The organism is Streptococcus sp. ELY_90 (genome assembly GCF_058314475.1).
In genome coordinates this window covers 74,444-94,643 of the sequence record NZ_JBZFUJ010000009.1, presented here as the reverse complement: position 1 = coordinate 94,643, position 20,200 = coordinate 74,444, and the positions used below count along the sequence as shown (strand labels likewise).

Annotated in this window: 19 protein-coding genes, 9 tRNA genes and 1 rRNA gene; 28 read left to right on the top strand and 1 reads right to left on the bottom strand. The window is 43.1% G+C overall.

Annotated features, from left to right (window positions below):
* Positions 1-5: 5 nt before the first annotated feature.
* The 10 genes from rrf to AC4HAF_RS07010 all read left to right on the top strand — a co-directional run bounded on the left by rrf (position 6) and on the right by AC4HAF_RS07010 (position 1,126).
* Positions 6-121, top strand: a 5S ribosomal RNA gene (gene rrf, locus AC4HAF_RS07055).
* Positions 122-224: 103 nt separating this feature from the next.
* Positions 225-297: transfer RNA gene (locus AC4HAF_RS07050), tRNA-Val, on the top strand.
* A gap of 123 nt (positions 298-420) precedes the next feature.
* A tRNA-Asp gene (locus tag AC4HAF_RS07045) sits at positions 421-493 on the top strand.
* A 5-nt stretch (positions 494-498) separates the two neighbouring features.
* Positions 499-571, top strand: a tRNA-Lys gene (locus AC4HAF_RS07040).
* Between the two features lie 6 nt (positions 572-577).
* Positions 578-659, top strand: a tRNA-Leu gene (locus AC4HAF_RS07035).
* Between the two features lie 10 nt (positions 660-669).
* Positions 670-742 (top strand) — tRNA-Thr (locus AC4HAF_RS07030).
* Between the two features lie 10 nt (positions 743-752).
* Positions 753-824, top strand: a tRNA-Gly gene (locus AC4HAF_RS07025).
* Between the two features lie 10 nt (positions 825-834).
* Positions 835-920, top strand: a tRNA-Leu gene (locus AC4HAF_RS07020).
* A gap of 9 nt (positions 921-929) precedes the next feature.
* Positions 930-1,003 (top strand) — tRNA-Arg (locus AC4HAF_RS07015).
* A 49-nt stretch (positions 1,004-1,052) separates the two neighbouring features.
* Positions 1,053-1,126 (top strand) — tRNA-Pro (locus tag AC4HAF_RS07010).
* Between the two features lie 249 nt (positions 1,127-1,375).
* On the opposite strand, the gene AC4HAF_RS07005 is transcribed toward AC4HAF_RS07010, so the two are convergent.
* A complete protein-coding gene (locus tag AC4HAF_RS07005; protein WP_491097204.1) occupies positions 1,376-2,731 on the bottom strand; it encodes an aspartate kinase in 1,356 nt (451 codons plus the stop codon).
* A 99-nt stretch (positions 2,732-2,830) separates the two neighbouring features.
* Here AC4HAF_RS07005 and AC4HAF_RS07000 point away from each other — a divergent pair, with 99 nt between their 5' ends.
* From AC4HAF_RS07000 to AC4HAF_RS06915, 18 genes are all read left to right on the top strand, one after another.
* Entirely contained in the window at positions 2,831-3,475 is a 645-nt protein-coding gene (locus AC4HAF_RS07000) for an HAD family hydrolase (RefSeq protein WP_491097203.1), read from the top strand.
* A 156-nt stretch (positions 3,476-3,631) separates the two neighbouring features.
* Positions 3,632-4,423 (top strand): enoyl-CoA hydratase, encoded by a 792-nt coding sequence (locus AC4HAF_RS06995; protein ID WP_491091098.1) that lies wholly within the window; start codon positions 3,632-3,634, stop codon positions 4,421-4,423.
* A 154-nt stretch (positions 4,424-4,577) separates the two neighbouring features.
* Complete coding sequence (fabT, locus tag AC4HAF_RS06990; RefSeq protein WP_491091097.1) at positions 4,578-5,012, top strand: fatty acid biosynthesis transcriptional regulator FabT; 435 nt, start codon at positions 4,578-4,580, stop codon at positions 5,010-5,012.
* On the top strand, positions 5,012-5,989 hold the full coding sequence (locus AC4HAF_RS06985) for a beta-ketoacyl-ACP synthase III (protein WP_491091096.1): 978 nt from the start codon (positions 5,012-5,014) through the stop codon (positions 5,987-5,989). Before fabT ends, AC4HAF_RS06985 begins: the two co-directional genes overlap by 1 nt.
* Before the next feature lie 61 nt (positions 5,990-6,050).
* Positions 6,051-6,275, top strand: a complete 225-nt coding sequence (locus AC4HAF_RS06980; protein ID WP_027976629.1) for an acyl carrier protein — start codon at positions 6,051-6,053, stop codon at positions 6,273-6,275.
* A 102-nt stretch (positions 6,276-6,377) separates the two neighbouring features.
* Entirely contained in the window at positions 6,378-7,340 is a 963-nt protein-coding gene (gene fabK / locus AC4HAF_RS06975) for an enoyl-[acyl-carrier-protein] reductase FabK (RefSeq protein WP_491097202.1), read from the top strand.
* A gap of 190 nt (positions 7,341-7,530) precedes the next feature.
* Positions 7,531-8,451 (top strand): ACP S-malonyltransferase, encoded by a 921-nt coding sequence (gene fabD, locus AC4HAF_RS06970; RefSeq protein ID WP_491097201.1) that lies wholly within the window; start codon positions 7,531-7,533, stop codon positions 8,449-8,451.
* Positions 8,452-8,467: 16 nt separating this feature from the next.
* Positions 8,468-9,205: a 3-oxoacyl-[acyl-carrier-protein] reductase gene (gene fabG, locus AC4HAF_RS06965; protein ID WP_491097200.1), complete on the top strand. Its 738-nt coding sequence runs from the start codon at positions 8,468-8,470 to the stop codon at positions 9,203-9,205.
* Positions 9,206-9,246: 41 nt separating this feature from the next.
* Positions 9,247-10,479: a beta-ketoacyl-ACP synthase II gene (gene fabF, locus AC4HAF_RS06960; RefSeq protein WP_491097199.1), complete on the top strand. Its 1,233-nt coding sequence runs from the start codon at positions 9,247-9,249 to the stop codon at positions 10,477-10,479.
* Positions 10,480-10,482: 3 nt separating this feature from the next.
* Positions 10,483-10,956 carry an acetyl-CoA carboxylase biotin carboxyl carrier protein gene (accB, locus tag AC4HAF_RS06955; RefSeq protein ID WP_491097198.1) on the top strand — a complete coding sequence of 158 codons (474 nt, stop codon included), beginning with the start codon at positions 10,483-10,485 and terminating at the stop codon, positions 10,954-10,956.
* The gene (gene fabZ, locus AC4HAF_RS06950; RefSeq protein WP_027976623.1) at positions 10,953-11,375 is read left to right on the top strand and encodes a 3-hydroxyacyl-ACP dehydratase FabZ; all 423 of its coding nucleotides are present in this window, start codon (positions 10,953-10,955) and stop codon (positions 11,373-11,375) included. Before accB ends, fabZ begins: the two co-directional genes overlap by 4 nt.
* A 31-nt stretch (positions 11,376-11,406) precedes the next feature.
* A complete protein-coding gene (locus AC4HAF_RS06945; protein WP_491097197.1) occupies positions 11,407-12,777 on the top strand; it encodes an acetyl-CoA carboxylase biotin carboxylase subunit in 1,371 nt (456 codons plus the stop codon).
* A gap of 8 nt (positions 12,778-12,785) precedes the next feature.
* Positions 12,786-13,652, top strand: a complete 867-nt coding sequence (gene accD, locus AC4HAF_RS06940) for an acetyl-CoA carboxylase, carboxyltransferase subunit beta (protein ID WP_491097196.1) — start codon at positions 12,786-12,788, stop codon at positions 13,650-13,652.
* Positions 13,649-14,419, top strand: coding sequence for an acetyl-CoA carboxylase carboxyl transferase subunit alpha (locus tag AC4HAF_RS06935; RefSeq protein ID WP_491097195.1), 771 nt, complete (start codon positions 13,649-13,651; stop codon positions 14,417-14,419). Before accD ends, AC4HAF_RS06935 begins: the two co-directional genes overlap by 4 nt.
* 115 nt (positions 14,420-14,534) lie before the next feature.
* Positions 14,535-17,627, top strand: coding sequence for a pilus expression-regulating Snf2 family helicase (locus tag AC4HAF_RS06930; protein ID WP_491097194.1), 3,093 nt, complete (start codon positions 14,535-14,537; stop codon positions 17,625-17,627).
* Between the two features lie 61 nt (positions 17,628-17,688).
* Complete coding sequence (gene zapJ, locus AC4HAF_RS06925; RefSeq protein WP_491097193.1) at positions 17,689-18,279, top strand: divisome accessory protein ZapJ; 591 nt, start codon at positions 17,689-17,691, stop codon at positions 18,277-18,279.
* A 16-nt stretch (positions 18,280-18,295) separates the two neighbouring features.
* Positions 18,296-19,627 carry a UDP-N-acetylmuramate--L-alanine ligase gene (gene murC / locus AC4HAF_RS06920; RefSeq protein ID WP_491091085.1) on the top strand — a complete coding sequence of 444 codons (1,332 nt, stop codon included), beginning with the start codon at positions 18,296-18,298 and terminating at the stop codon, positions 19,625-19,627.
* A 54-nt stretch (positions 19,628-19,681) separates the two neighbouring features.
* Positions 19,682-20,173 carry a GNAT family N-acetyltransferase gene (locus AC4HAF_RS06915; RefSeq protein WP_491097192.1) on the top strand — a complete coding sequence of 164 codons (492 nt, stop codon included), beginning with the start codon at positions 19,682-19,684 and terminating at the stop codon, positions 20,171-20,173.
* Positions 20,174-20,200 lie beyond the last annotated feature (27 nt).

The following is a 20,200-nucleotide window of genomic DNA, read 5'->3' as shown; positions in this document are numbered from 1 at the left end:
AGCAGTTAAGTGACGATAGCCTAGGAGAGACACCTGTACCCATGCCGAACACAGCAGTTAAGTCCTAGCACGCCTGAAGTAGTTGGGGGTTGCCCCCTGTGAGATAGGGTAGTCGCTTAGCGATAGGGAGTTTAGCTCAGTTGAAATAGTCCAGTGGACTGATTCAATCGGTGGATAAGGAAAGCGAAGCTTTTTACATTGCCAGCTGAGTTAAAGCTCACTTAGGGAGTTTAGCTCAGCTGGGAGAGCATCTGCCTTACAAGCAGAGGGTCAGCGGTTCGATCCCGTTAACTCCCATAATTAAGTAATGAGAACGTTAAGAAAAGCGTATGATTTTAGGAAATAGGTAAGAAATCCTGATTTCTTAACCTATTTATCTAAATCACTAGCTTTTTAGTTCGAATACAATTGCTTAGAAGAGGTCCCGTGGTGTAGCGGTTATCACGTCGCCCTGTCACGGCGAAGATCGCGGGTTCAATTCCCGTCGGGACCGTAAGCGACTCGTTAGCTCAGTTGGTAGAGCATTTGACTTTTAATCAAAGGGTCACTGGTTCGAGCCCAGTACGGGTCATAGGATGCGGGTGTGGCGGAATTGGCAGACGCACCAGATTTAGGATCTGGCGCTTGAGGGCGTGGGGGTTCAAGTCCCTTCACCCGCATGAGGGATAGGCCGGCTTAGCTCAGTTGGTAGAGCATCTGATTTGTAATCAGAGGGTCGCGTGTTCAAGTCATGTAGCCGGCATAAATAGTATGCGAACGTAGTTCAGTGGTAGAACATCACCTTGCCAAGGTGGGGGTCGCGGGTTCGAATCCCGTCGTTCGCTTTAAGAGGAGGCCGGGGTGGCGGAACTGGCAGACGCACAGGACTTAAAATCCTGGGAAGGGTAACCTTCGTACCGGTTCGATTCCGGTCCTCGGCATAAGGGAAGGCACCCTTGGCTCAACTGGATAGAGTACCTGACTACGAATCAGGCGGTTGCAGGTTCGAATCCTGCAGGGTGCATGGACGAGTGATTGGCTTTAGGCTGATGACTTGTTTAAGGGAGAAGAAGCGGGAAGTAGCTCAGCTTGGTAGAGCACTTGGTTTGGGACCAAGGGGTCGCAGGTTCGAATCCTGTCTTCCCGATACTATTGCTTTCAAAAAATGAAGACCGGAATTGATATTCTGGTCTTTTTGAAATGACATTGAGGAGATTTGGGCAAGGGATATCAGCTGTGGATAAATATTTGAAAACAGTTGAATTATTGGAAAAACATGCAAAGTCTGTCAGCAAGGCTAACTTTGCAAATGCAATTATTACTGTGTGATGGATTAAAAAGGTGAGGGAAAACGCTTGGTTTTCCTTCACCTTTTGCTTTTTTAACGGATACTTTATTATTTACTTTCAAAAAAAGTTTGATAAAGTGCTCTAACAGCTGCTTTTTCCTGCTCAGTTTTGATAACGAACATGACGGATACTTCACTGGAACCTTGAGAAATCATTTCCAAGTTAATATGCTTCTTTGAAAAAGCTTCGGCTGCTTTGGCAGTGACACCGATGTGGTTTTTCATGTTTTCACCGACAATCATGATAATAGAAAGGTCACGCTCAATTTCTACTTCGTCAACTTCAAGTTTACGGGTTAACTGTGAGATGATTTCCTGTTCTTTAATCGGTGTCAGTTCACGGCCTCTAAGAATAATGGACATGTCATCAATACCGGTTGGGATATGTTCCCAGCGGATGTTTAAGTCTTCTAAGATTTGCAGAACTTTGCGCCCGAAGCCAACTTCTCTGTTCATCAGGTATTTAGAAATGTTGATGCTGACAAAGTCATCGTCACCGGAGATTCCGATGACTGGAATCGTATCTCCGGTGTGCTTGAGCACAATTTTGGTGCCTGGGTGGTCAGGATTATTTGTGTTTTTAATGACAAGGGGAATTTTTCCGCGGTAGGCAGGAATCAGAGCTTCGTCATGAAGAACGGAAAAGCCGGCATAAGCTAATTCACGCATTTCCCGATAGGTTAATTCGGAAATGGACTGAGGCTTGTGCACGACACCGGGGTGTGCTGCAAAAATACCATCAACATCTGTGAAGTTTTCATAAAGGTCAGCTTTGACGCCGGCAGCTACAATGGAACCGGTAATGTCGGAACCGCCGCGGGAGAAAGTACAGATTTGATTATCGGCTGTTACCCCAAAGAAGCCCGGAATGACCAGGACTTCATCGCTGTCACGCAGCTCTTCTAATTTATCATAGCTGGATGGGATAATGCGTGCATTTCCCGGTTCACTAGTGACTATAATGCCGGCTTTTTTAGGATGGACATAGCGGGCGGGCAGGTCATTTTTCTTGAAGTATTCAGCAATCAGTTTTGCGTTATTGTCCTCTCCGGCAGCTAAAAAGGTGTCATACAGAAAATCATTATCGTCAATAGGTAAATTGGCGAGATCAATGATTGCCTTGGTAATTTTCTCCAGTACACCCTGACCGAGTCCGAGTTCATCAATAATGGAGCGATAGCGGTTGATAATCCAAGTTTGATCCGCAGTAACATCTTTTTCTGAAACATAAGACTTGTAGTACTTGATTAGGGCATCGGTTACCTTAGTATCTTGATCGTCACGCTTACCCGGGGCAGAAACAACAACAAAACGACGGCTGTCATCCGATTTTACAATAGTTAAGACCTTTTCAAGCTGAGTGGCAGAAGCGAGAGAACTCCCTCCAAATTTTACGACTTTCATATATTCTCCAAATTTTCAATAAGATTATATAAATTATAGCAAAATTCAGAAAATTTGTCAGCAGTTTTTGTGGTAAAATGGGTGAAAGAAGGGGGTATCATGACAGTAAAAGCAATCATTTTTGATATGGATGGGGTTCTTTTTGATACAGAAAGCTTCTATTATAAAAGACGTGAAATTTTTTTGGAGAGCAAGGGGATTTCGATTAAACATCTGCCGCCGGCATTTTTCATCGGCGGCAATATGAAACAGGCCTGGCAGCAGATTTTGGGAAGTGATTACAGCAAGTGGAATGTTGGGCAGCTGCAAAAAGAATACACTGATTTTAAAAACAGTCATCCGCTACCCTATAGAAATCTGATTTTTTCCGATGTAAAAAATGTCTTGGAAAGGCTTCGTCAGCAAAATATTAAAATTGCTTTGGCTTCCAGTTCAACAAAGTCTGATATTTTGCTGGCCCTGAGAGAAACAGAGATTTTACCGTATTTTGAATTTGTTTTATCCGGGGAAGAATTTCCTGAAAGCAAGCCCAATCCGGCAATTTATAATGAAGCTGCACGGCAGCTGAAAATCCCAAAGTCTGATATTTTGATCATTGAAGATAGTGAAAAAGGTATCACTGCGGGAACAACTGCCGGAATAGAGGTCTGGGCTGTTGAAGACAGGACTTTCGGGCTTGATCAGCGGGCAGCTAAGCGCCTCATTGCTAATTTAACACAGGCAGTTGATATTCTTTTGGGATAAAGATTGTAAAAAGTACTTTTTCCTTTTGAGAACTCTTTGTTTTTATGATAAAATGGAGATGTTAAAAAGTTTGACATTCAAACTATTTTAATATTGAAAATCGAGCTACAGCGGTTTATCTTGATTATTTAAGAATTAGAGATGAGGAATTAGAAAATGGATTTTAAAGAAATTCTGTACAGTGTAACTGATGGCGTAGCAACCTTAACGCTTAACCGTCCGGAGGTTTCAAACGGCTTTAACATTCCGATTTGTGAGGAAATTTTAGAAGCTGTTTCTGCTGCAGCAGAAGACGACAATGTCCAAATTTTGTTAATTAATGCGAATGGGAAAGTGTTTTCCGTAGGCGGCGATCTGGTTGAAATGCAAAGAGCTGTTGATGATGACAATGTTCAGTCTCTTGTCCGTATTGCAGAGCTGGTTAATGAGATTTCCTTTTCTCTGAAACGTTTGCCTAAACCTGTCGTGATGAGCACAGATGGTGCGGTTGCCGGAGCTGCAGCTAATATGGCGGTGGCAGCAGATTTTTGTATTGCCAGTGACAAAACTCGCTTTATTCAAGCCTTTGTTAATGTCGGTCTTGCTCCTGATGCCGGAGGCCTTTTCCTCTTGACCAGAGCAATCGGAATAACGCGCGCCACACAGCTGGCCATGACAGGGGAAGCTTTAAATGCAGAAAAAGCCTTGGAATATGGTGTTGTCTATAAGGTTTGTGAATCGGAAAAACTGGAAAAAACGACAGACCGCCTGATTACCCGTTTGAAACGCGGTTCGGTCAATTCATACAAAGCTATTAAGGAAATGCTTTGGCAGAGTTCTTTTGACGGCTGGCAGGATTATGCTAAGCTGGAATTAGACCTGCAAAAATCACTTGCCTTTACAAATGATTTTAAAGAAGGCGTCCGTGCTTATACAGAAAAACGGCGTCCGAAATTTACAGGCAAATAACAATGATAAACAAAGCCATAAAATTAAGATGTCTCAAGCCGGTTACTTGAGACATCTTTTTTACAAAAAATATTTTTGAATTAAACTTGCAATTTCAGTAATCTTTTGATAAACTTTGATAGTCAAAGTTTATTTTCGTATAGGAGGTGGCAGATTGGACTATAATCAAATTAATTCTTACCTAGTTGATATTTTTAATAAAATCATGATTATTGAAGAGATGAGTTTGAAAACAAGTCAATTCAAAGATGTGTCTTTAAAAGAAATGCATACGGTAGATATAATTGGAAAAAATACCAATGTGACACCGAGTGACATTGCCCATGAGCTGCTGGTAACTCTGGGAACTGTCACGACCAGCTTAAATAAACTTGAAAAAAAGGGTTATATTGAGCGGACACGTTCTCAGTCAGACAGGCGTGTTGTTTATTTGACTCTGACACAAAAAGGCAGACTGCTTTATCGTTTACACAATAGATTTCATAAGAATGTTGTTAATCGCATTACGAAAGATATGGATACGACAGAGCTTGGTGCTTTGGAGAAGGGACTGAGTAACCTTCATCAATTTCTTGAGGGGTTGGTTTAATGGCTTTTGCAAAAATTAGTCAGGCAGCATATTACGTGCCTTCACAGGTTGTGACCAATGATGACCTGTCTAAAATAATGGATACCAGCGATGAATGGATTGCCAGCCGGACAGGAATCAAGGAGCGCCGGATCAGTCAAACAGAAGACACCGCTGATTTGGCCAGCCGAGTTGCTGAGCAGCTTTTGCAAAAGGCAGCATTAAAGGCAGAGGAAATAGATTTTATCATTGTTGCGACAATTACTCCTAATTCCATGATGCCATCAACTGCTGCCCGTGTTCAGGCAGCCATTGGTGCTGTTAATGCCTTTGCTTTTGACTTGGCAGCAGCCTGCAGCGGCTTTGTTTTTGCCTTGTCAACAGCTGAAAAGCTCATTAAATCCGGACGCTATCAAAAAGGTCTGATTATTGGGGCAGAAGTCATGTCTAAATCAATTGATTGGACAGACCGAAGGACAGCTGTGCTCTTTGGTGACGGCGCCGGCGGTGTGCTTTTGGAAACAGATTCTTCGGAACATTTTCTGGCGGAATCCATTCATTCTGACGGCAGCCGCGGAGAAGGTCTGACTTCAGGCTACCATAATATTTCCTCACCGTTTTCACAGGAGGCTGAAGAAGACAGTTACTACCTGAAAATGGACGGCCGGGCAATATTTGATTTTGCTATTCGGGATGTGTCAAAAAGCATCTCAGCTTTAATAGAGGAATCAGGTTTCTCGGTGGATGATATTGACTGTTTCCTGCTGCATCAGGCTAATATCCGTATTTTGGATAAGATGGCTAAAAAGATTGATGCCGACAGAGACAAATTCCCGGCTAATATGATGAATTACGGCAATACCAGTGCAGCCAGCATTCCGATTTTATTAGCTGAATGCATCGAAAACGGAACCATAGCTTTGGATGGTTCGCAAACTGTTCTCCTTAGCGGCTTCGGCGGAGGTTTGACATGGGGCAGTTTAATTGTTAAAATCTAGTTATACATTTTGTGCTTAGCACAGTATATAAAAAATATTTCTTAAATAAAGGAGAAAAAACATGGCAGTATTTGAAAAAGTACAAGAGATTATCGTCGAGGAACTTGGAAAAGACGCAGAAGAAGTTAAAATGGAAACAACTTTTGATGAGCTTGACGCAGATTCTTTAGACGTATTCCAAGTCATCTCAGAAATCGAAGATGAATTTGATATTCAAGTCGAATCTGAAGAAGGTCTTCAAACAGTTGGTGATTTAGTTGCTTTTGTTGAAGAAAAAACAAAATAAGTAAGTTTTTGAGAGTATTCTTATAAGAATATTCTTTCTTCTTATTGTGATAGTTTGACTGTCAAATTATTGAGTGAAAAGCTTAGAAGGTTTATATAAAAAATGAAAACGCGTATTACAGAATTATTAGATATAAAATATCCTATTTTTCAAGGAGGAATGGCTTGGGTAGCTGACGGTGACCTGGCAGCGGCTGTATCAAAAGCCGGCGGTCTGGGTATTATCGGCGGTGGAAATGCACCTAAGGAAGTTGTCAAAGCTAATATTGACAAGATTAAAGCTGTGACAGATAAGCCTTTTGGGGTCAATATTATGCTTTTGTCTCCTTTTGCAGATGACATTGTTGATCTGGTTATCGAAGAAGGTGTCAGAGTTGTCACCACCGGTGCCGGAAATCCCGGGAGATACATGGAACGTTTCCATGATGCGGGGATTATCGTTATTCCGGTTGTTCCCAGTGTGGCTCTTGCCAAACGTATGGAAAAACTGGGTGCTGATGCTGTGATTGCCGAAGGTATGGAAGCCGGCGGTCATATCGGTAAATTAACGACCATGGCCTTGGTGCGTCAAGTTGTGGATGCTGTCGATATTCCTGTTATCGGAGCCGGCGGCGTTGCTGACGGGCGCGGGGCAGCAGCTGTGTTCATGCTGGGTGCTGAAGCTATTCAGGTAGGAACACGTTTTGTTGTTGCTAAAGAGTCCAACGCTCATCGAAATTTCAAAAATAAAATTTTGAAGGCTAAGGATATTGATACGGTTGTATCGGCTTCAGTGGTCGGCCATCCGGTCCGTGCGATCAAGAACAGACTGTCTTCAGAATACGGTCAGGCTGAAAAAGATTTCTTAGCTGGGAAAAAATCAGCTGAAGAAATTGAAGAACTGGGTGCCGGAGCTCTTCGGAATGCTGTTGTTGACGGAGACGTTGACAATGGTTCTGTCATGGCGGGGCAAATTGCAGGCTTTGTCAGAAAAGAAGAAACCTGCGAAGAAATCTTAAAAGATCTATACTACGGAGCAGCCAAAGTGATTAAAGCTGAAGCAGCGCGTTGGGCAGATGTGAAATAATCCTTACTAGTGATAATAGTAAAAGACAACATAGAAAGGAATTAAATCCGGCCGGAGAACCGAAAAACAGCTGCCTGTCTCTTTAGCTCTATTGCAGATAGGACTGTCAGGCAAAGCTGTTTTGGAAATTGCAGTACGGCAGTGTTGCTTCTTTCCTCTTGTTTTCCTGCCGACTTTGATATCTTATATTATGGCTAAAACAGCATTTTTATTCGCCGGTCAAGGCGCTCAAAAACTTGGCATGGCAAGGGATTTATATGAAACTTATCCAATTGTCAGAGAAACTTTTCAAGCGGCTGAATCGGTTTTAGGCTATGATGTGCGTGCTTTGATCGATAATGATGAAGAAAAACTGAATCAAACACGCTACACCCAGCCCGCTATTTTAACAACCTCGGTAGCTATTTACCGTCTTCTAAAAGAAAAAGGCTGTCAGCCTGACATTGTTGCCGGACTTTCATTGGGAGAATATTCAGCGCTTGTCGCAGCCGGAGCAATTTCTTTTGAAGAGGCACTTGCTTTAGTTGCTAAGCGCGGTGAATTTATGGAAACAGCAGCACCGTCAGGTACCGGAAAAATGGTTGCTGTCATGAATACTGATCCCCAAGTGATTGAAGCTGTTTGTAAACAGGCAAGCAGCAAAGGTATTGTGACACCGGCTAATTACAACACACCGGCTCAGATTGTTATCGGCGGTGAAGCTGCTGCAGTTGACTACGCTGTAGAACTGCTGAAAGAAGCAGGCAGCAAACGGCTTATTCCTCTTAAGGTTTCCGGGCCTTTCCATACGGCATTGTTAGAGCCGGCCAGTCAAAAATTAGCAGAGGTTTTGAAAACCGTTGATTTTTCTGATTTTGACATTCCTTTAGTCGGCAACACCAAAGCTGAAATTATGCAAAAAGATGAGATCAAAAGTTTGCTTGCCCGTCAGGTTAAGGAGCCTGTTCGTTTTTATGACTCTATTGCGGCTATGCAGGAGTTTGGTGTGGATAACTACATTGAAATCGGTCCGGGTAAAGTCTTAAGCGGCTTTATGAAAAAAATTGATAAATCAGCCAATGTTTCAGCTGTTGAAGACTTATCAAGTCTGCAAGCCCTTTTGGAGGATTAGAAAGGTAACTACAGAAATGGAAATTAAAAATAAAAATGTTTTTATCACAGGCTCAACTCGAGGTATCGGGCTCGCGATTGCTCATAAATTTGCCAAAGCCGGAGCCAATGTTGTCTTGAACGGACGTTCAGAGATTTCAGAAGATTTAATTGCTGAGTTTAAGGATTACGGAGTTGCTGTCGCAGCTGTTTCAGGTGATGTGTCGCATTTTGACGATGCCAAACGCATGGCTGATGAGGCGGCCAAAGCACTGGGAAGTGTTGATATCTTGGTTAATAATGCAGGAATTACCAACGATAAGCTCATGTTAAAAATGACAGAAGAAGACTTTGAAAAGGTTCTTAAGATCAATTTAACCGGCAGCTTTAATATGACAAAGGCTGTTTTGAAACCAATGACTAAGGCCCGTGAGGGTGCCATTATCAATATGTCCAGTGTTGTCGGACTTGCCGGCAATGTCGGCCAGGCCAATTATGCAGCTTCTAAGGCCGGTTTGATTGGTTTTACCAAGTCTGTTGCCCGTGAAGCTGCAGCCAGAAATGTGCGTGTCAATGCAATCGCGCCTGGTTTTATTGAGTCTGACATGACAGACCGCATTCCTGATAAAATGAAAGATGCGATGCTGAATCAGATTCCAATGAAACGATTTGGAACAACTGACAATGTAGCTGAGGTCGCACTCTTTCTGGCTCAGCAGGATTACCTTACAGGTCAGGTCATTGCCATTGACGGCGGCATGACCATGCAATCATAATTATAAACTTACTAAATTTCCCCCCAATAAAGGAGAACAATATGACATTACAAAGAGTTGTCGTAACTGGTTACGGCCTTACTTCACCAATCGGACATACGCCAGAAGAATTTTGGAACAGTCTTCATGACGGTAAAATTGGCATCAAACCTATTACTAAATTTGATGCTTCAGAAATTCCGGTTTTTAATGCCGGAGAAATTCAAGATTTTCCATTTGACAAGTATTTTGTGAAAAAAGACAGAAACAGAATGGATGACTATTCTCTTTATGCCATCTACGCTGCCATGGAAGCTTTGGAAAATGCTGCGCTTGATATGGCCAAAACAGTTCGCGACCGTGTCGGTGTCATCGTGTCATCGGGTATTGGCGGTCTGCAGGAATTAGAAGACCAAATCATTCGTATGCATGAACGCGGCATGAAACGCATTAAGCCTATGTTTATTCCTAAGGCTCTGTCAAATATGGGAGCAGGCAACATTGCCCTGAAGATCGGTGCTCAAGGGGTATGTAAATCTATTACAACTGCCTGCGCATCAGCCAATGACGCTATCGGAGAAGCTTTCCGTGAAATTAAATACGGTTTCCAGGATGTTGTCTTAGCCGGCGGATCAGAAGCATCTATTACTAGAATCGGTATCGGCGGTTTCAATGCCCTTACAGCTCTGTCTACCACAGAAGATCCGACTCGCTCTGCTATCCCGTTTGATAAAGACCGCAATGGTTTTGTTATGGGAGAAGGAGCAGGAGTGCTTGTCCTTGAAAGTTTAGAACATGCAAAAGAACGCGGTGCTAACATTTTAGCTGAAGTTGTCGGCTATGGCAGCAACTGTGACGCTTACCACATGACTACACCAAGGCCGGATGGTTCTGGTGCTGCTAAAGCGATGAAGCTGGCTATTAAAGAAGCAGGCATTGAACCTAATCAGGTCGGCTATGTTAATGCTCACGGAACCTCAACCCAAGCTAATGAAAAAGGGGAAAGTCAGGCTATTGTTGCGGTTTTAGGCAAGGATGTTCCAGTGTCATCAACGAAATCTTTCACAGGACACCTGTTGGGTGCAGCCGGTGCTGTAGAAGCTATTGCAACAATTGAAGCAATACGCCACAACTTCTTGCCTATGACGGCTGGTACCAAGGAAGTATCCGAAGATATTGAAGCTGACGTTATCATGGGCGAAGGCCGCGAGACAGCAGTAGACTATGCTATTTCCAACACCTTTGGCTTTGGCGGTCACAATGCTGTTCTGGCTTTCAAACGCTGGGAGGCTTAATTCATGAATATTTCAGAAATCAAAGATTTGATGAGTCAGTTTGACAGCTCCAGCTTGCGTGAATTTTCCTATAACAACAACGGTGAAGCCCTTGTATTCAGCAAAAATGAATCAGCAGCAGTTCCTCCTGCAGCTGTGACTGAAGCGGCTGCTCCAACTGCAGCGGTTTCAACCCCGGCTCCTCAAGCAGCAGAAGTTTCGGCTTCCCCTGCTGAAGAAGTGGCAGCTCCGGCTGTGGCTGAAGGAGATGTTGTTGAGAGTCCTCTGGTTGGAGTGGCTTATCTGGCTTCAGCCCCTGACAAACCGGCCTTTGTTTCTGTTGGCGATCAGGTCAAAAAAGGACAGACGCTGCTTATCATCGAGGCTATGAAAGTGATGAATGAAGTACCGGCACCAAAAGACGGTATTGTTACTGAAATTTTAGTAGCCAATGAAGAAGTGGTTGAATTTGGAAAAGGACTGGTACGCATCAAATGATTGATATCAATAAAATTCGTGAGGCCCTTCCTCACCGTTACCCTATGTTATTAGTTGATCGTGTTCTTGAAATCAGTGATGATGAAATTGTTGCCATTAAAAATGTGACAATCAATGAGCCTTTTTTCAACGGTCACTTTCCTCAATATCCTGTGATGCCGGGCGTCCTTATTATGGAAGCCTTGGCACAGACTGCAGGTGTCCTTGAACTGTCCAAAGAAGAAAACAAAGGAAAACTTGTTTTTTATGCAGGCATGGACAAGGTGAAGTTTAAAAAGCAAGTGGTTCCCGGTGATCAGCTCGTCATGACAGCCAAATTTGTTAAGCGCCGCGGGACAATTGCGGTAGTTGAAGCAAAGGCAGAAGTGGACGGAAAGCTGGCTGCAAGCGGAACGCTGACTTTTGCTTTAGGGAATTAATACATAAAAACCTTAGGAGAAATGCATCATCATGTTTAAGAAAATTTTGATTGCCAATCGTGGTGAAATTGCTGTGCGTATTATCCGCGCAGCCAGAGAATTAGGAATTACGACTGTTGCAGTCTATTCAGAAGCAGATAAAGACTCGCTTCACACCCTCTTAGCAGATGAGGCTGTGTGTATTGGGCCGGCTAAATCAACAGATTCTTATCTCAATATGAATGCTGTTTTATCGGCGGCTATTGTAACCGGATCTGAGGCCATTCATCCGGGGTTTGGTTTTTTAAGTGAAAATTCCAAGTTTGCAACGATGTGCGAAGAAATGCGGATTAAGTTTATCGGTCCGGCAGCTGCTGTTATGGACAAAATGGGTGATAAAATTAATGCGCGTGCTGAAATGATAAAGGCTGATGTCCCTGTTATACCAGGTTCTGACGGTGAAGTTTTCACGGCTGAAGAGGCCTTGAAAATTGCTGACAAGATTGGCTATCCGGTTATGCTGAAAGCGTCTGCCGGCGGTGGCGGCAAGGGCATTCGCAAGGTTGATAAAAAAGAAGACTTAACGGCGGCCTTTGAGTCGGCTTCCCAAGAAGCTCTGGCAGCTTTTGGCAATGGTGCCATGTACTTGGAAAAGGTTATCTACCCGGCTCGTCATATTGAAGTGCAAATTTTAGGAGATGCTCTCGGTCATATTATTCACCTTGGAGAGCGCGACTGCTCACTCCAGCGTAATAATCAAAAAGTTCTGGAAGAAAGCCCTTCTATTGCCATCGGTAAGACTTTACGCGGTAAAATGGGAGATGCTGCTGTTCGGGCGGCAAAGGCAGTTGATTATGAAAATGCCGGCACCATTGAATTTCTCTTGGATGAGGCTTCCGGAGAGTTTTATTTCATGGAAATGAATACACGTGTTCAGGTTGAACATCCGGTGACAGAATTCGTTACCGGTGTTGATATTGTGAAAGAGCAGATTCGCATTGCTGCGGGACAAGAACTGCCCTATCAGCAGGAAGATATCCGGATTTCCGGGCATGCCATTGAATGCCGGATTAATGCAGAAAATCCTAAATTTAATTTTGCACCCAGCCCGGGAAAGGTTAATGACCTTTTTCTGCCGAGCGGAGGTGTCGGCCTGCGTGTTGACAGTGCCATGTACAATAATTACACCATTCCGCCTTACTATGACAGCATGATTGCCAAAATTATCGTTCACGGAGAAAATCGTTTTGATGCTCTGATGAAGATGCAGCGTGCTCTCTATGAGTTTGAGGTGAGCGGTGTCGTTACAAATGCTGAATTCCAGCTTGATTTAATTTCTCATTCAAATGTTATTGCCGGTGACTATGATACCTCTTTTTTGATGGAGACTTTTTTACCGGCCTATACAGAGGATAAAGAATAGGTGTTGATATGGCTTTATTTGAAAGAAAAAATAAGTATATCCGTATAAATCCTCAGCGTTCGATAAAGCGGACAGAACCTCGGGAAACACCGGAAGTTCCGGATGAGCTGTTTGCTAAGTGTCCGGCCTGCAAACACATGATTTATCAAAAAGACCTTGGTTTAGCTAAAATCTGTCCCAAGTGTTCGTATAATTTTCGTATTTCAGCTCAGGAACGCTTAGCGATTACAGTTGATGAGGGCTCGTTTCAAGAAATGTTTACAGGCATCGAAACAAAAGACCCTCTTGATTTTCCAGGTTATAAGGAAAAATTGGCAGAAGCCAGAAGTCAAACCGGCCTTGATGAAGCTGTCATAACAGGAACAGCTGCTTTTGCCGGGCAAAAGGCTGCTCTTGCCATCATGGACTCTCACTTTATTATGGCTTCGATGGGAACTGTTGTTGGTGAGAAAATTACCCGCCTTTTTGAATATGCAAAGGATGAGCAGCTGCCGGTTGTCATTTTTACAGCCTCAGGCGGTGCCCGTATGCAAGAAGGCATTATGAGCCTGATGCAAATGGCTAAAGTCTCAGCGGCGGTAAAACGCCATTCCAATGCGGGTCTTTTTTACTTAACTGTACTGACAGACCCCACAACCGGCGGTGTAACAGCCAGCTTTGCTATGGAAGGTGACATTATACTGGCAGAACCTCAAGCCTTAATCGGTTTTGCCGGGCGCCGTGTCATTGAAACGACTGTCCGTGAGACCCTGCCTAAAAAATTCCAAAAGGCCGAATTTTTGTTAGAACATGGCTTTGTTGATGCTATTGTTAAAAGAACAGAAATGAAAGAGACGATTGCAAAACTGCTTGCATTTCATGGAGGTGGCCAATGAGTAATGTGTCAAGAATACTCAAAGAAGCTCGCAATCAGGGGCGTTTGACAGCTCTGGATTATGCTGAGCAGATCTTTGATGACTTTATGGAATTGCACGGTGACCGCCATTTTGCAGATGACGGTGCGATTGTCGGCGGTATCGGACTTTTGGATGGCAAACCGGTTACGGTTATCGGCGTTCAAAAAGGGAAAAACTTACAGGACAATCTTAACCGTAATTTTGGTCAGCCAAATCCTGAAGGCTATCGTAAGGCCCTGCGCCTGATGAAACAGGCCAAAAAATTCAAAAGACCCGTGGTTACTTTGATCAATACGGCAGGAGCCTATCCCGGTGTTGGAGCAGAAGAAAGAGGTCAGGGAGAAGCCATTGCCCGCAATTTATTAGAAATGAGCGACCTTAAAGTACCCGTCATTGCCATTATTATCGGTGAAGGCGGCTCCGGCGGGGCCTTGGCCTTAGCTGTTGCAGACAGGGTCTGGATGCTTGAGCATACCATGTATGCTGTGTTAAGCCCGGAAGGTTTTGCTTCCATTCTTTGGAAGGACGGAAGCCGATCTGTTGAGGCTGCGGAATTAATGAAGATTACCGCCGGTGAACTGCTCAAAATGGGCGTTGTGGATAAGGTTATTCCTGAACATGGCTATTTTTCCAGCGAAATTGTTCAAATGATGAAGATCAACTTAATTGAGGAACTCAGCCATCTTGAACAGCTGGATACAGCTGATTTGCTGGAAGAACGTTACCGGCGTTTTAGAAAATATTAACGATTAATCTCATCTTAAGGTGAGATTTTTCTATTTTTTTAAAAGAGATTTTCACCTAAGAAAAGTCCCTGCAGATATGGTATAATTAAGGGATAATGATAAAGGCGGAAAAAAGATGAGTAGATTGATTCCCGGGCGTGTCCGCAATGAGGGCATCCACTTTTACGAACAACAGTTAGTCTCAATTTTAGAGGAAGAAGATAATTTTTTGGTTGCACAGGTTGCAGACTGCAGACTTTGTTATTCCCTTGAAGATGATCTTGTTTCCTGCCCTTGCGATATGTTTCAAAAAAAGGGCTACTGTTCTCATTTAGCAGCTGTTGAATACTATCTGAAGAACCACCCTAAAGGGAAGGACTTGGCTGATAATCTTATCGCTGACGAGCAGGATCTGGAAGAGAGAAAGGAAAAAACCTCTTTTGGCAGCCTTTTTCTTGACGGTTTGGCAATGAATGAAGACGACAGTGTCAAATACCGTCTGTCTGCTCAAGGCAGCCAAAGTCCTTTTTCATTAGATTTTTGGTGGACTTTAAAAATTAACCGCCTGCCTGACAAGCGTTCTTATGTTATCCGCGATATTAAAGCTTTTTTAACGGTTATCAAAAAAGAATCTTATTACCAAATCGGCAAGAATTATTATGAGCCGCTCTCTTTGCTGCAGTTTGATGAGGCCAGTCAGGAGCTGATTGAGTTCTTATGGCGTATTGTTCCTGACACTGCTCGTGCAGACACGGACTTTTTGCTGCCCAACCATGCCCGCAATCTGGCCTTTCCAAGCGGTTTTTTTGAAGAAGGTGTCAGTCTCTTAAATGATCTTTATGAGTTCTCTTTTGAAGGCGAGTCGCAAACCTATCACGATTTGAACTTCAAGGAATTAGACAGTTCAGCGCAGCTGTATCAGTTTAAGGTGACGGTTCACCGTCAGTCTATTGAGCTGATAATCAATGAGAAGCCTGTAAAATTTTTCTTTGATCATCAGTATTTACTGTATCATAATACTTTTTATCACCTCGACTCTAAGCAAAGAAAGCTGGCTGCTGCCATTAAAAGCCTGCCTTTGGAAGAAGATCTGGCTAAGCACATTTACTTTGATTTTGAAGATCAGGCAAAGCTGGCAAGCAGTCTTTTGGACTTCAAAAAACTGGGCAGGGTTGAAGCGCCCGCCAGTTTTGATATCCGCGATTTTGAGGTTATTTTTAATTTTGATTTGTCAAGCGATCAAAAGCTTGTGCTGCAGCTGGTGTTTGATTACGGGCAAATCAGGGTTTCCAGTCAGGAAGAAAAGGAAGCCCTGCCTTTTGCCAGTCATTTCAAAAAGGAAAAGAAAATCGCTGATCTTCTTGAACTTTATGGCTTTTCAAAGGGATTTACAGCCTATCACCCGCCTTTGAAAGCTCAGGAACTTTATCGCTTTTTCACGGAGACGCTGAATCATTTTAAACGTATGGGCAAGGTTAACCTTTCTGCGTCGCTTGAGGCTTTGCGCTATCTGGAAAAGCCAAAAATTGATGTCAAAACAAACCAGGGGCTGTTGGATATTTCCTTTGATTTTTCAAGTATTTTTGAGAGTGACATTGATGATGCTCTGACAGCTCTTTTTGAAAATCGCTCTTACTTTGTCAGCAAATCCGGCAAACTGGTCCTTTTTGACGAAGAAACACAAAAGGTCAGTCAGGCTCTGCAAAATCTGCGGGCGAAAAAACACCATAACGGTCACCTTGAAGTCAGCAGGATTGCTGCTTATCAGGTTTCTGATGCCTTGCAGGATGTGGGCAGTGTCCAATTTTCTGAAGATTTTGCCCAGCTGGTCAAGGATCTGCGGCATCCGGAAGATTTTTTACTGCCGGATTTTAAGGTCAATGCCAGCCTGCGCGACTATCAGATCAAAGGTGTGAAATGGATGTCTATGCTTGATAAATATGGTTTTGGCGGTATTTTAGCTGATGATATGGGCCTGGGGAAAACCCTGCAAACCCTGACTTTTTTGACAAGCAGTCTCACTAAGGGCTCCAAGGTTTTGATTTTATCACCATCAAGTCTTATTTATAACTGGAAGGACGAATGCCAAAAATTTACGCCTGATTTAGATGTAGCCGTTTCTTACGGTCTTAAGGCGGTAAGAGATGAAGTGATTGCTGAAAATCATCAGGTGACGATTACCAGCTATGCCTCTTTCCGTCAGGATTTTGAACTTTACCAAAAAAGGCATTTTGACTATTTGATTTTAGATGAAGCGCAGGTTATGAAAAATACCCAGACAAAAATTGCACAGAGTCTCCGTGCTTTTGAAGTCAAAAACTGTTTTGCACTTTCTGGGACGCCTATTGAAAATAAGCTGTTAGAAATTTGGTCTATTTTTCAAATCGTTTTGCCGGGACTTCTGCCGGCAAAGAAAGCATTTTTGAAAATGGAGCCTCAAAAGGTTGCCCGCTATATCAAACCTTTCGTTATGCGGCGGCGCAAGGAAGATGTCTTACCGGAGCTTCCCGATTTAACTGAGATTAATTACCACAATGAACTGGCAGACAGTCAGAAGGCTATTTATCTGGCACAGCTCCGCCAGATGCAGGATACTATCCGCCGGTCCTCTGATGCTGAAATCAATCGCCAGAAAATTGAAATTCTTTCCGGAATTACCCGTCTGCGCCAAATCTGTGATACTCCTAAGCTCTTTATGTCTTATGACGGAGACAGCGGGAAAATGGCCAGCCTGCGGGAGCTCCTGCAGCAGATTAAAGAAAGCGGCCACAGAGCTTTGATCTTTTCTCAGTTCCGCAATATGCTGGATTTAGCAGAAGAAGAGCTGAGTGTGCTTGGTCTGACCAGCTATAAAATGACCGGCTCTACCCCGGCTAATGAACGTCAGGAGATGACGCGCGCTTTCAACAACGGCAGCAAAGATATCTTTTTAATTTCTCTTAAAGCGGGCGGTGTCGGCCTCAATCTGACAGGGGCAGATACTGTTGTTTTGATTGATTTATGGTGGAATCCTGCTGTGGAAATGCAGGCAATAAGCCGTGCCCATCGCATCGGGCAGAAAGAAAATGTTGAGGTTTACCGCATGATTACGCGGGGGACTATCGAAGAGAAAATCTTAGAACTGCAAGAAAGCAAAAAGAATTTGGTGACAACTGTTTTAGACGGAAATGAAACACGTGCCAGCATGAGCATCGAAGAAATCAAAGAAATTTTAGGAATTTCTGTATGATGGCTTTCAAAAATGTTATTTTTAGTTTATAATAGGAATGTTTCAGAAAGGATGTGAGTTAATGAGTCGTAAAAGAACATTTCCCTTGGTTGCAGATGATGAGGCTGTCGTTGAAATTGCTAAAATAATGCATTTATATGAAAATGAAGACCTGATCACTAATATTCACGGCCCTTATGAAGATAAGGTTTATGACGATGTAACTCAAGGTTATCAGTTTATTCCTGATAATCCTAATCCTCAAAACGTGGCTTCAGAGCGCATTGAGACACAAAAGGCGGGGAAAACCTATGCTGAAATAGCCCGCGAAAAAGCCCGTCAGGATCTGAAAAGAAAGCGCCAGTCTTTCATTGCAAATGATTATAGCAGACCAGTCTCTAAAGGGGTAATCAGGCAGTCTGAAAAAGAGACTCCGGCTCCTAAGACGGAACTAGGCCGTTTTTCAAACCATTTACATCAGGATTCCTATATTTTGGCTGAGCTTCCTAAGCATTATTCAGAACCGGAAAATCCTTCAAGAAAAGGTGTTAAAAAGAATAATTATGACTTTTTAAAAACCAGCCAAATCTATAATCAAAAAGAAAATCAGGAACATCGTGAGCGTCATGTGGCTCAGGAGTTAAACTTGGAACGTCTTGACGATGTCAACTAGAGGAGAAATTACAAGCATGTCAAAAACCATTCACTTTATTGGAATCAAAGGCTCAGGAATGAGTGCCCTGGCACTGATGCTCCATCAGATGGGGTATAAGGTGCAGGGAAGTGATGTGGATAAGTACTATTTTACCCAGCACGGTCTTGAAAAAGCAGGTATTGCCATCCTGCCCTTTGCAGAAGCTAATATCACTGATGATATGGAGATTATCGCAGGGAATGCTTTTCGGCAAGACAACAATATCGAGGTTGCTTATGCCGTAAAACAAGGCTACCAGTTTAAACGCTATCATGAATTTTTGGGCGATTTCATGCGCCAATTCACCAGTCTCGGTGTGGCAGGAGCTCATGGCAAGACATCAACAACAGGTCTTTTGGCTCATGTGCTGAAAAATATTACGGATACCAGCTATCTGATTGGTGATGGTACAGGACGCGGCCTGGCTAACAGCCAGTACTTTGTCTTTGAATCCGATGAATATGAGCGTCATTTTATGCCTTATCATCCGGAATATTCTATTATCACGAACATTGACTTTGACCATCCGGACTACTTTACAAGTGTAGAAGATGTTTTCGATGCCTTTAACGATTATGCCAAACAGGTCAAAAAGGGGCTTTTTGTTTACGGTGAAGACCCTTATCTGCGCAAGATAACATCGCCGGCACCGATTTATTATTACGGTTTTAAAGACGATGATGATTTTATAGCTTATGATATCATGCGAAATACAAACGGTTCCGATTTCAAGGTTAAGCATGGGCAAGAAGAGCTCGGCCGTTTCCATATACCGGCTTTTGGCCGCCACAATGTGCTTAATGCAACAGCTGTTATTGCGAATTTATATATTGCCGGGGTTGATATGGAATTGGTCGTTCAGCACTTAAAAACGTTCTCCGGTGTTAAACGCCGTTTCTCTGAAAAGCGCATTAATGATACGACTATTATTGACGACTTTGCGCATCATCCGACTGAAATCATTGCAACCCTTGATGCCGCTCGGCAAAAGTATCCTTCAAAAGAAATTGTCGCCATTTTCCAGCCGCACACCTTTACAAGAACCATTGCGCTTTTAGATGACTTTGCCAGAGCCTTAAATGAAGCTGACAGTGTCTATTTGGCACAGATATACGGTTCTGCGCGTGAAGTGGATCACGGCGATGTTAAAGTAGAAGATCTAGCAGAAAAGATTATTAAACCTGCCAAGGTTATCACCGTTGAGAATGTCTCCCCTCTTTTAGACCATGATGACGCTGTTTATGTCTTTATGGGAGCAGGAGATATCCAGCTTTACGAGCGTTCGTTTGAAGAACTCCTCTCTAATTTAACAAAAAATACACAATAATATAAAGGCTTTCTTTACTTTTTAGTAAAGACCTTTTTTCTAAAAGGAGATGAAATGCTGATTAGACAGGCTCAGTTGGCTGATTTAGAAGCAGTCAGCCGCATTGAAGCTGAAAATTTTTCGGCTGCAGAAGCAGCGGCTTCACAAGTCATCAAGGAGCGAATTGAAAAAATTGCCGATACCTTTTTAGTGGCTGAACAGGACGGTCAGCTTGCAGGCTATATTGAGGGGCCTGTAATTGTAAACCGATATCTGACAGATGATTTGTTTCAAACGGTGGAGGTCAATCCAAAGGAGTCCGGCTATATCGCCGTAACCAGCCTTTCTGTGTCTAAAGAGTTTCAAAGACAGGGAATCGGAACGACTTTGCTGGCAGCCCTTAAGGATCTGGCCGTGAGCCAGAAACGTTTGGGGATCAGCCTGACCTGTCATGATTATTTAATTTCTTATTATGAAATGAATGGCTTTACCGATGAAGGCCTCTCATCGTCAAATCATGGCGGCAGTACCTGGTACAACATGGTTTGGGATAATCCTGAAATCTAATTTTTTGTTACGCTGCTGTAATAAAAA

Bases quoted from the DNA above. Each gene is read 5' to 3' on its own strand.
- AC4HAF_RS07005 (WP_491097204.1), bottom strand. From the start codon at position 2,731: ATGAAAGTCGTAAAATTTGGAGGGAGTTCTCTCGCTTCTGCCACTCAG.
- AC4HAF_RS07000 (WP_491097203.1), top strand. From the start codon at position 2,831: ATGACAGTAAAAGCAATCATTTTTGATATGGATGGGGTTCTTTTTGAT.
- AC4HAF_RS06995 (WP_491091098.1), top strand. From the start codon at position 3,632: ATGGATTTTAAAGAAATTCTGTACAGTGTAACTGATGGCGTAGCAACC.
- AC4HAF_RS06985 (WP_491091096.1), top strand. From the start codon at position 5,012: ATGGCTTTTGCAAAAATTAGTCAGGCAGCATATTACGTGCCTTCACAG.
- AC4HAF_RS06980 (WP_027976629.1), top strand. From the start codon at position 6,051: ATGGCAGTATTTGAAAAAGTACAAGAGATTATCGTCGAGGAACTTGGA.
- fabK (WP_491097202.1), top strand. From the start codon at position 6,378: ATGAAAACGCGTATTACAGAATTATTAGATATAAAATATCCTATTTTT.
- fabD (WP_491097201.1), top strand. From the start codon at position 7,531: ATGGCTAAAACAGCATTTTTATTCGCCGGTCAAGGCGCTCAAAAACTT.
- fabG (WP_491097200.1), top strand. From the start codon at position 8,468: ATGGAAATTAAAAATAAAAATGTTTTTATCACAGGCTCAACTCGAGGT.
- fabF (WP_491097199.1), top strand. From the start codon at position 9,247: ATGACATTACAAAGAGTTGTCGTAACTGGTTACGGCCTTACTTCACCA.
- accB (WP_491097198.1), top strand. From the start codon at position 10,483: ATGAATATTTCAGAAATCAAAGATTTGATGAGTCAGTTTGACAGCTCC.
- fabZ (WP_027976623.1), top strand. From the start codon at position 10,953: ATGATTGATATCAATAAAATTCGTGAGGCCCTTCCTCACCGTTACCCT.
- AC4HAF_RS06945 (WP_491097197.1), top strand. From the start codon at position 11,407: ATGTTTAAGAAAATTTTGATTGCCAATCGTGGTGAAATTGCTGTGCGT.
- accD (WP_491097196.1), top strand. From the start codon at position 12,786: ATGGCTTTATTTGAAAGAAAAAATAAGTATATCCGTATAAATCCTCAG.
- AC4HAF_RS06935 (WP_491097195.1), top strand. From the start codon at position 13,649: ATGAGTAATGTGTCAAGAATACTCAAAGAAGCTCGCAATCAGGGGCGT.
- AC4HAF_RS06930 (WP_491097194.1), top strand. From the start codon at position 14,535: ATGAGTAGATTGATTCCCGGGCGTGTCCGCAATGAGGGCATCCACTTT.
- zapJ (WP_491097193.1), top strand. From the start codon at position 17,689: ATGAGTCGTAAAAGAACATTTCCCTTGGTTGCAGATGATGAGGCTGTC.
- murC (WP_491091085.1), top strand. From the start codon at position 18,296: ATGTCAAAAACCATTCACTTTATTGGAATCAAAGGCTCAGGAATGAGT.
- AC4HAF_RS06915 (WP_491097192.1), top strand. From the start codon at position 19,682: ATGCTGATTAGACAGGCTCAGTTGGCTGATTTAGAAGCAGTCAGCCGC.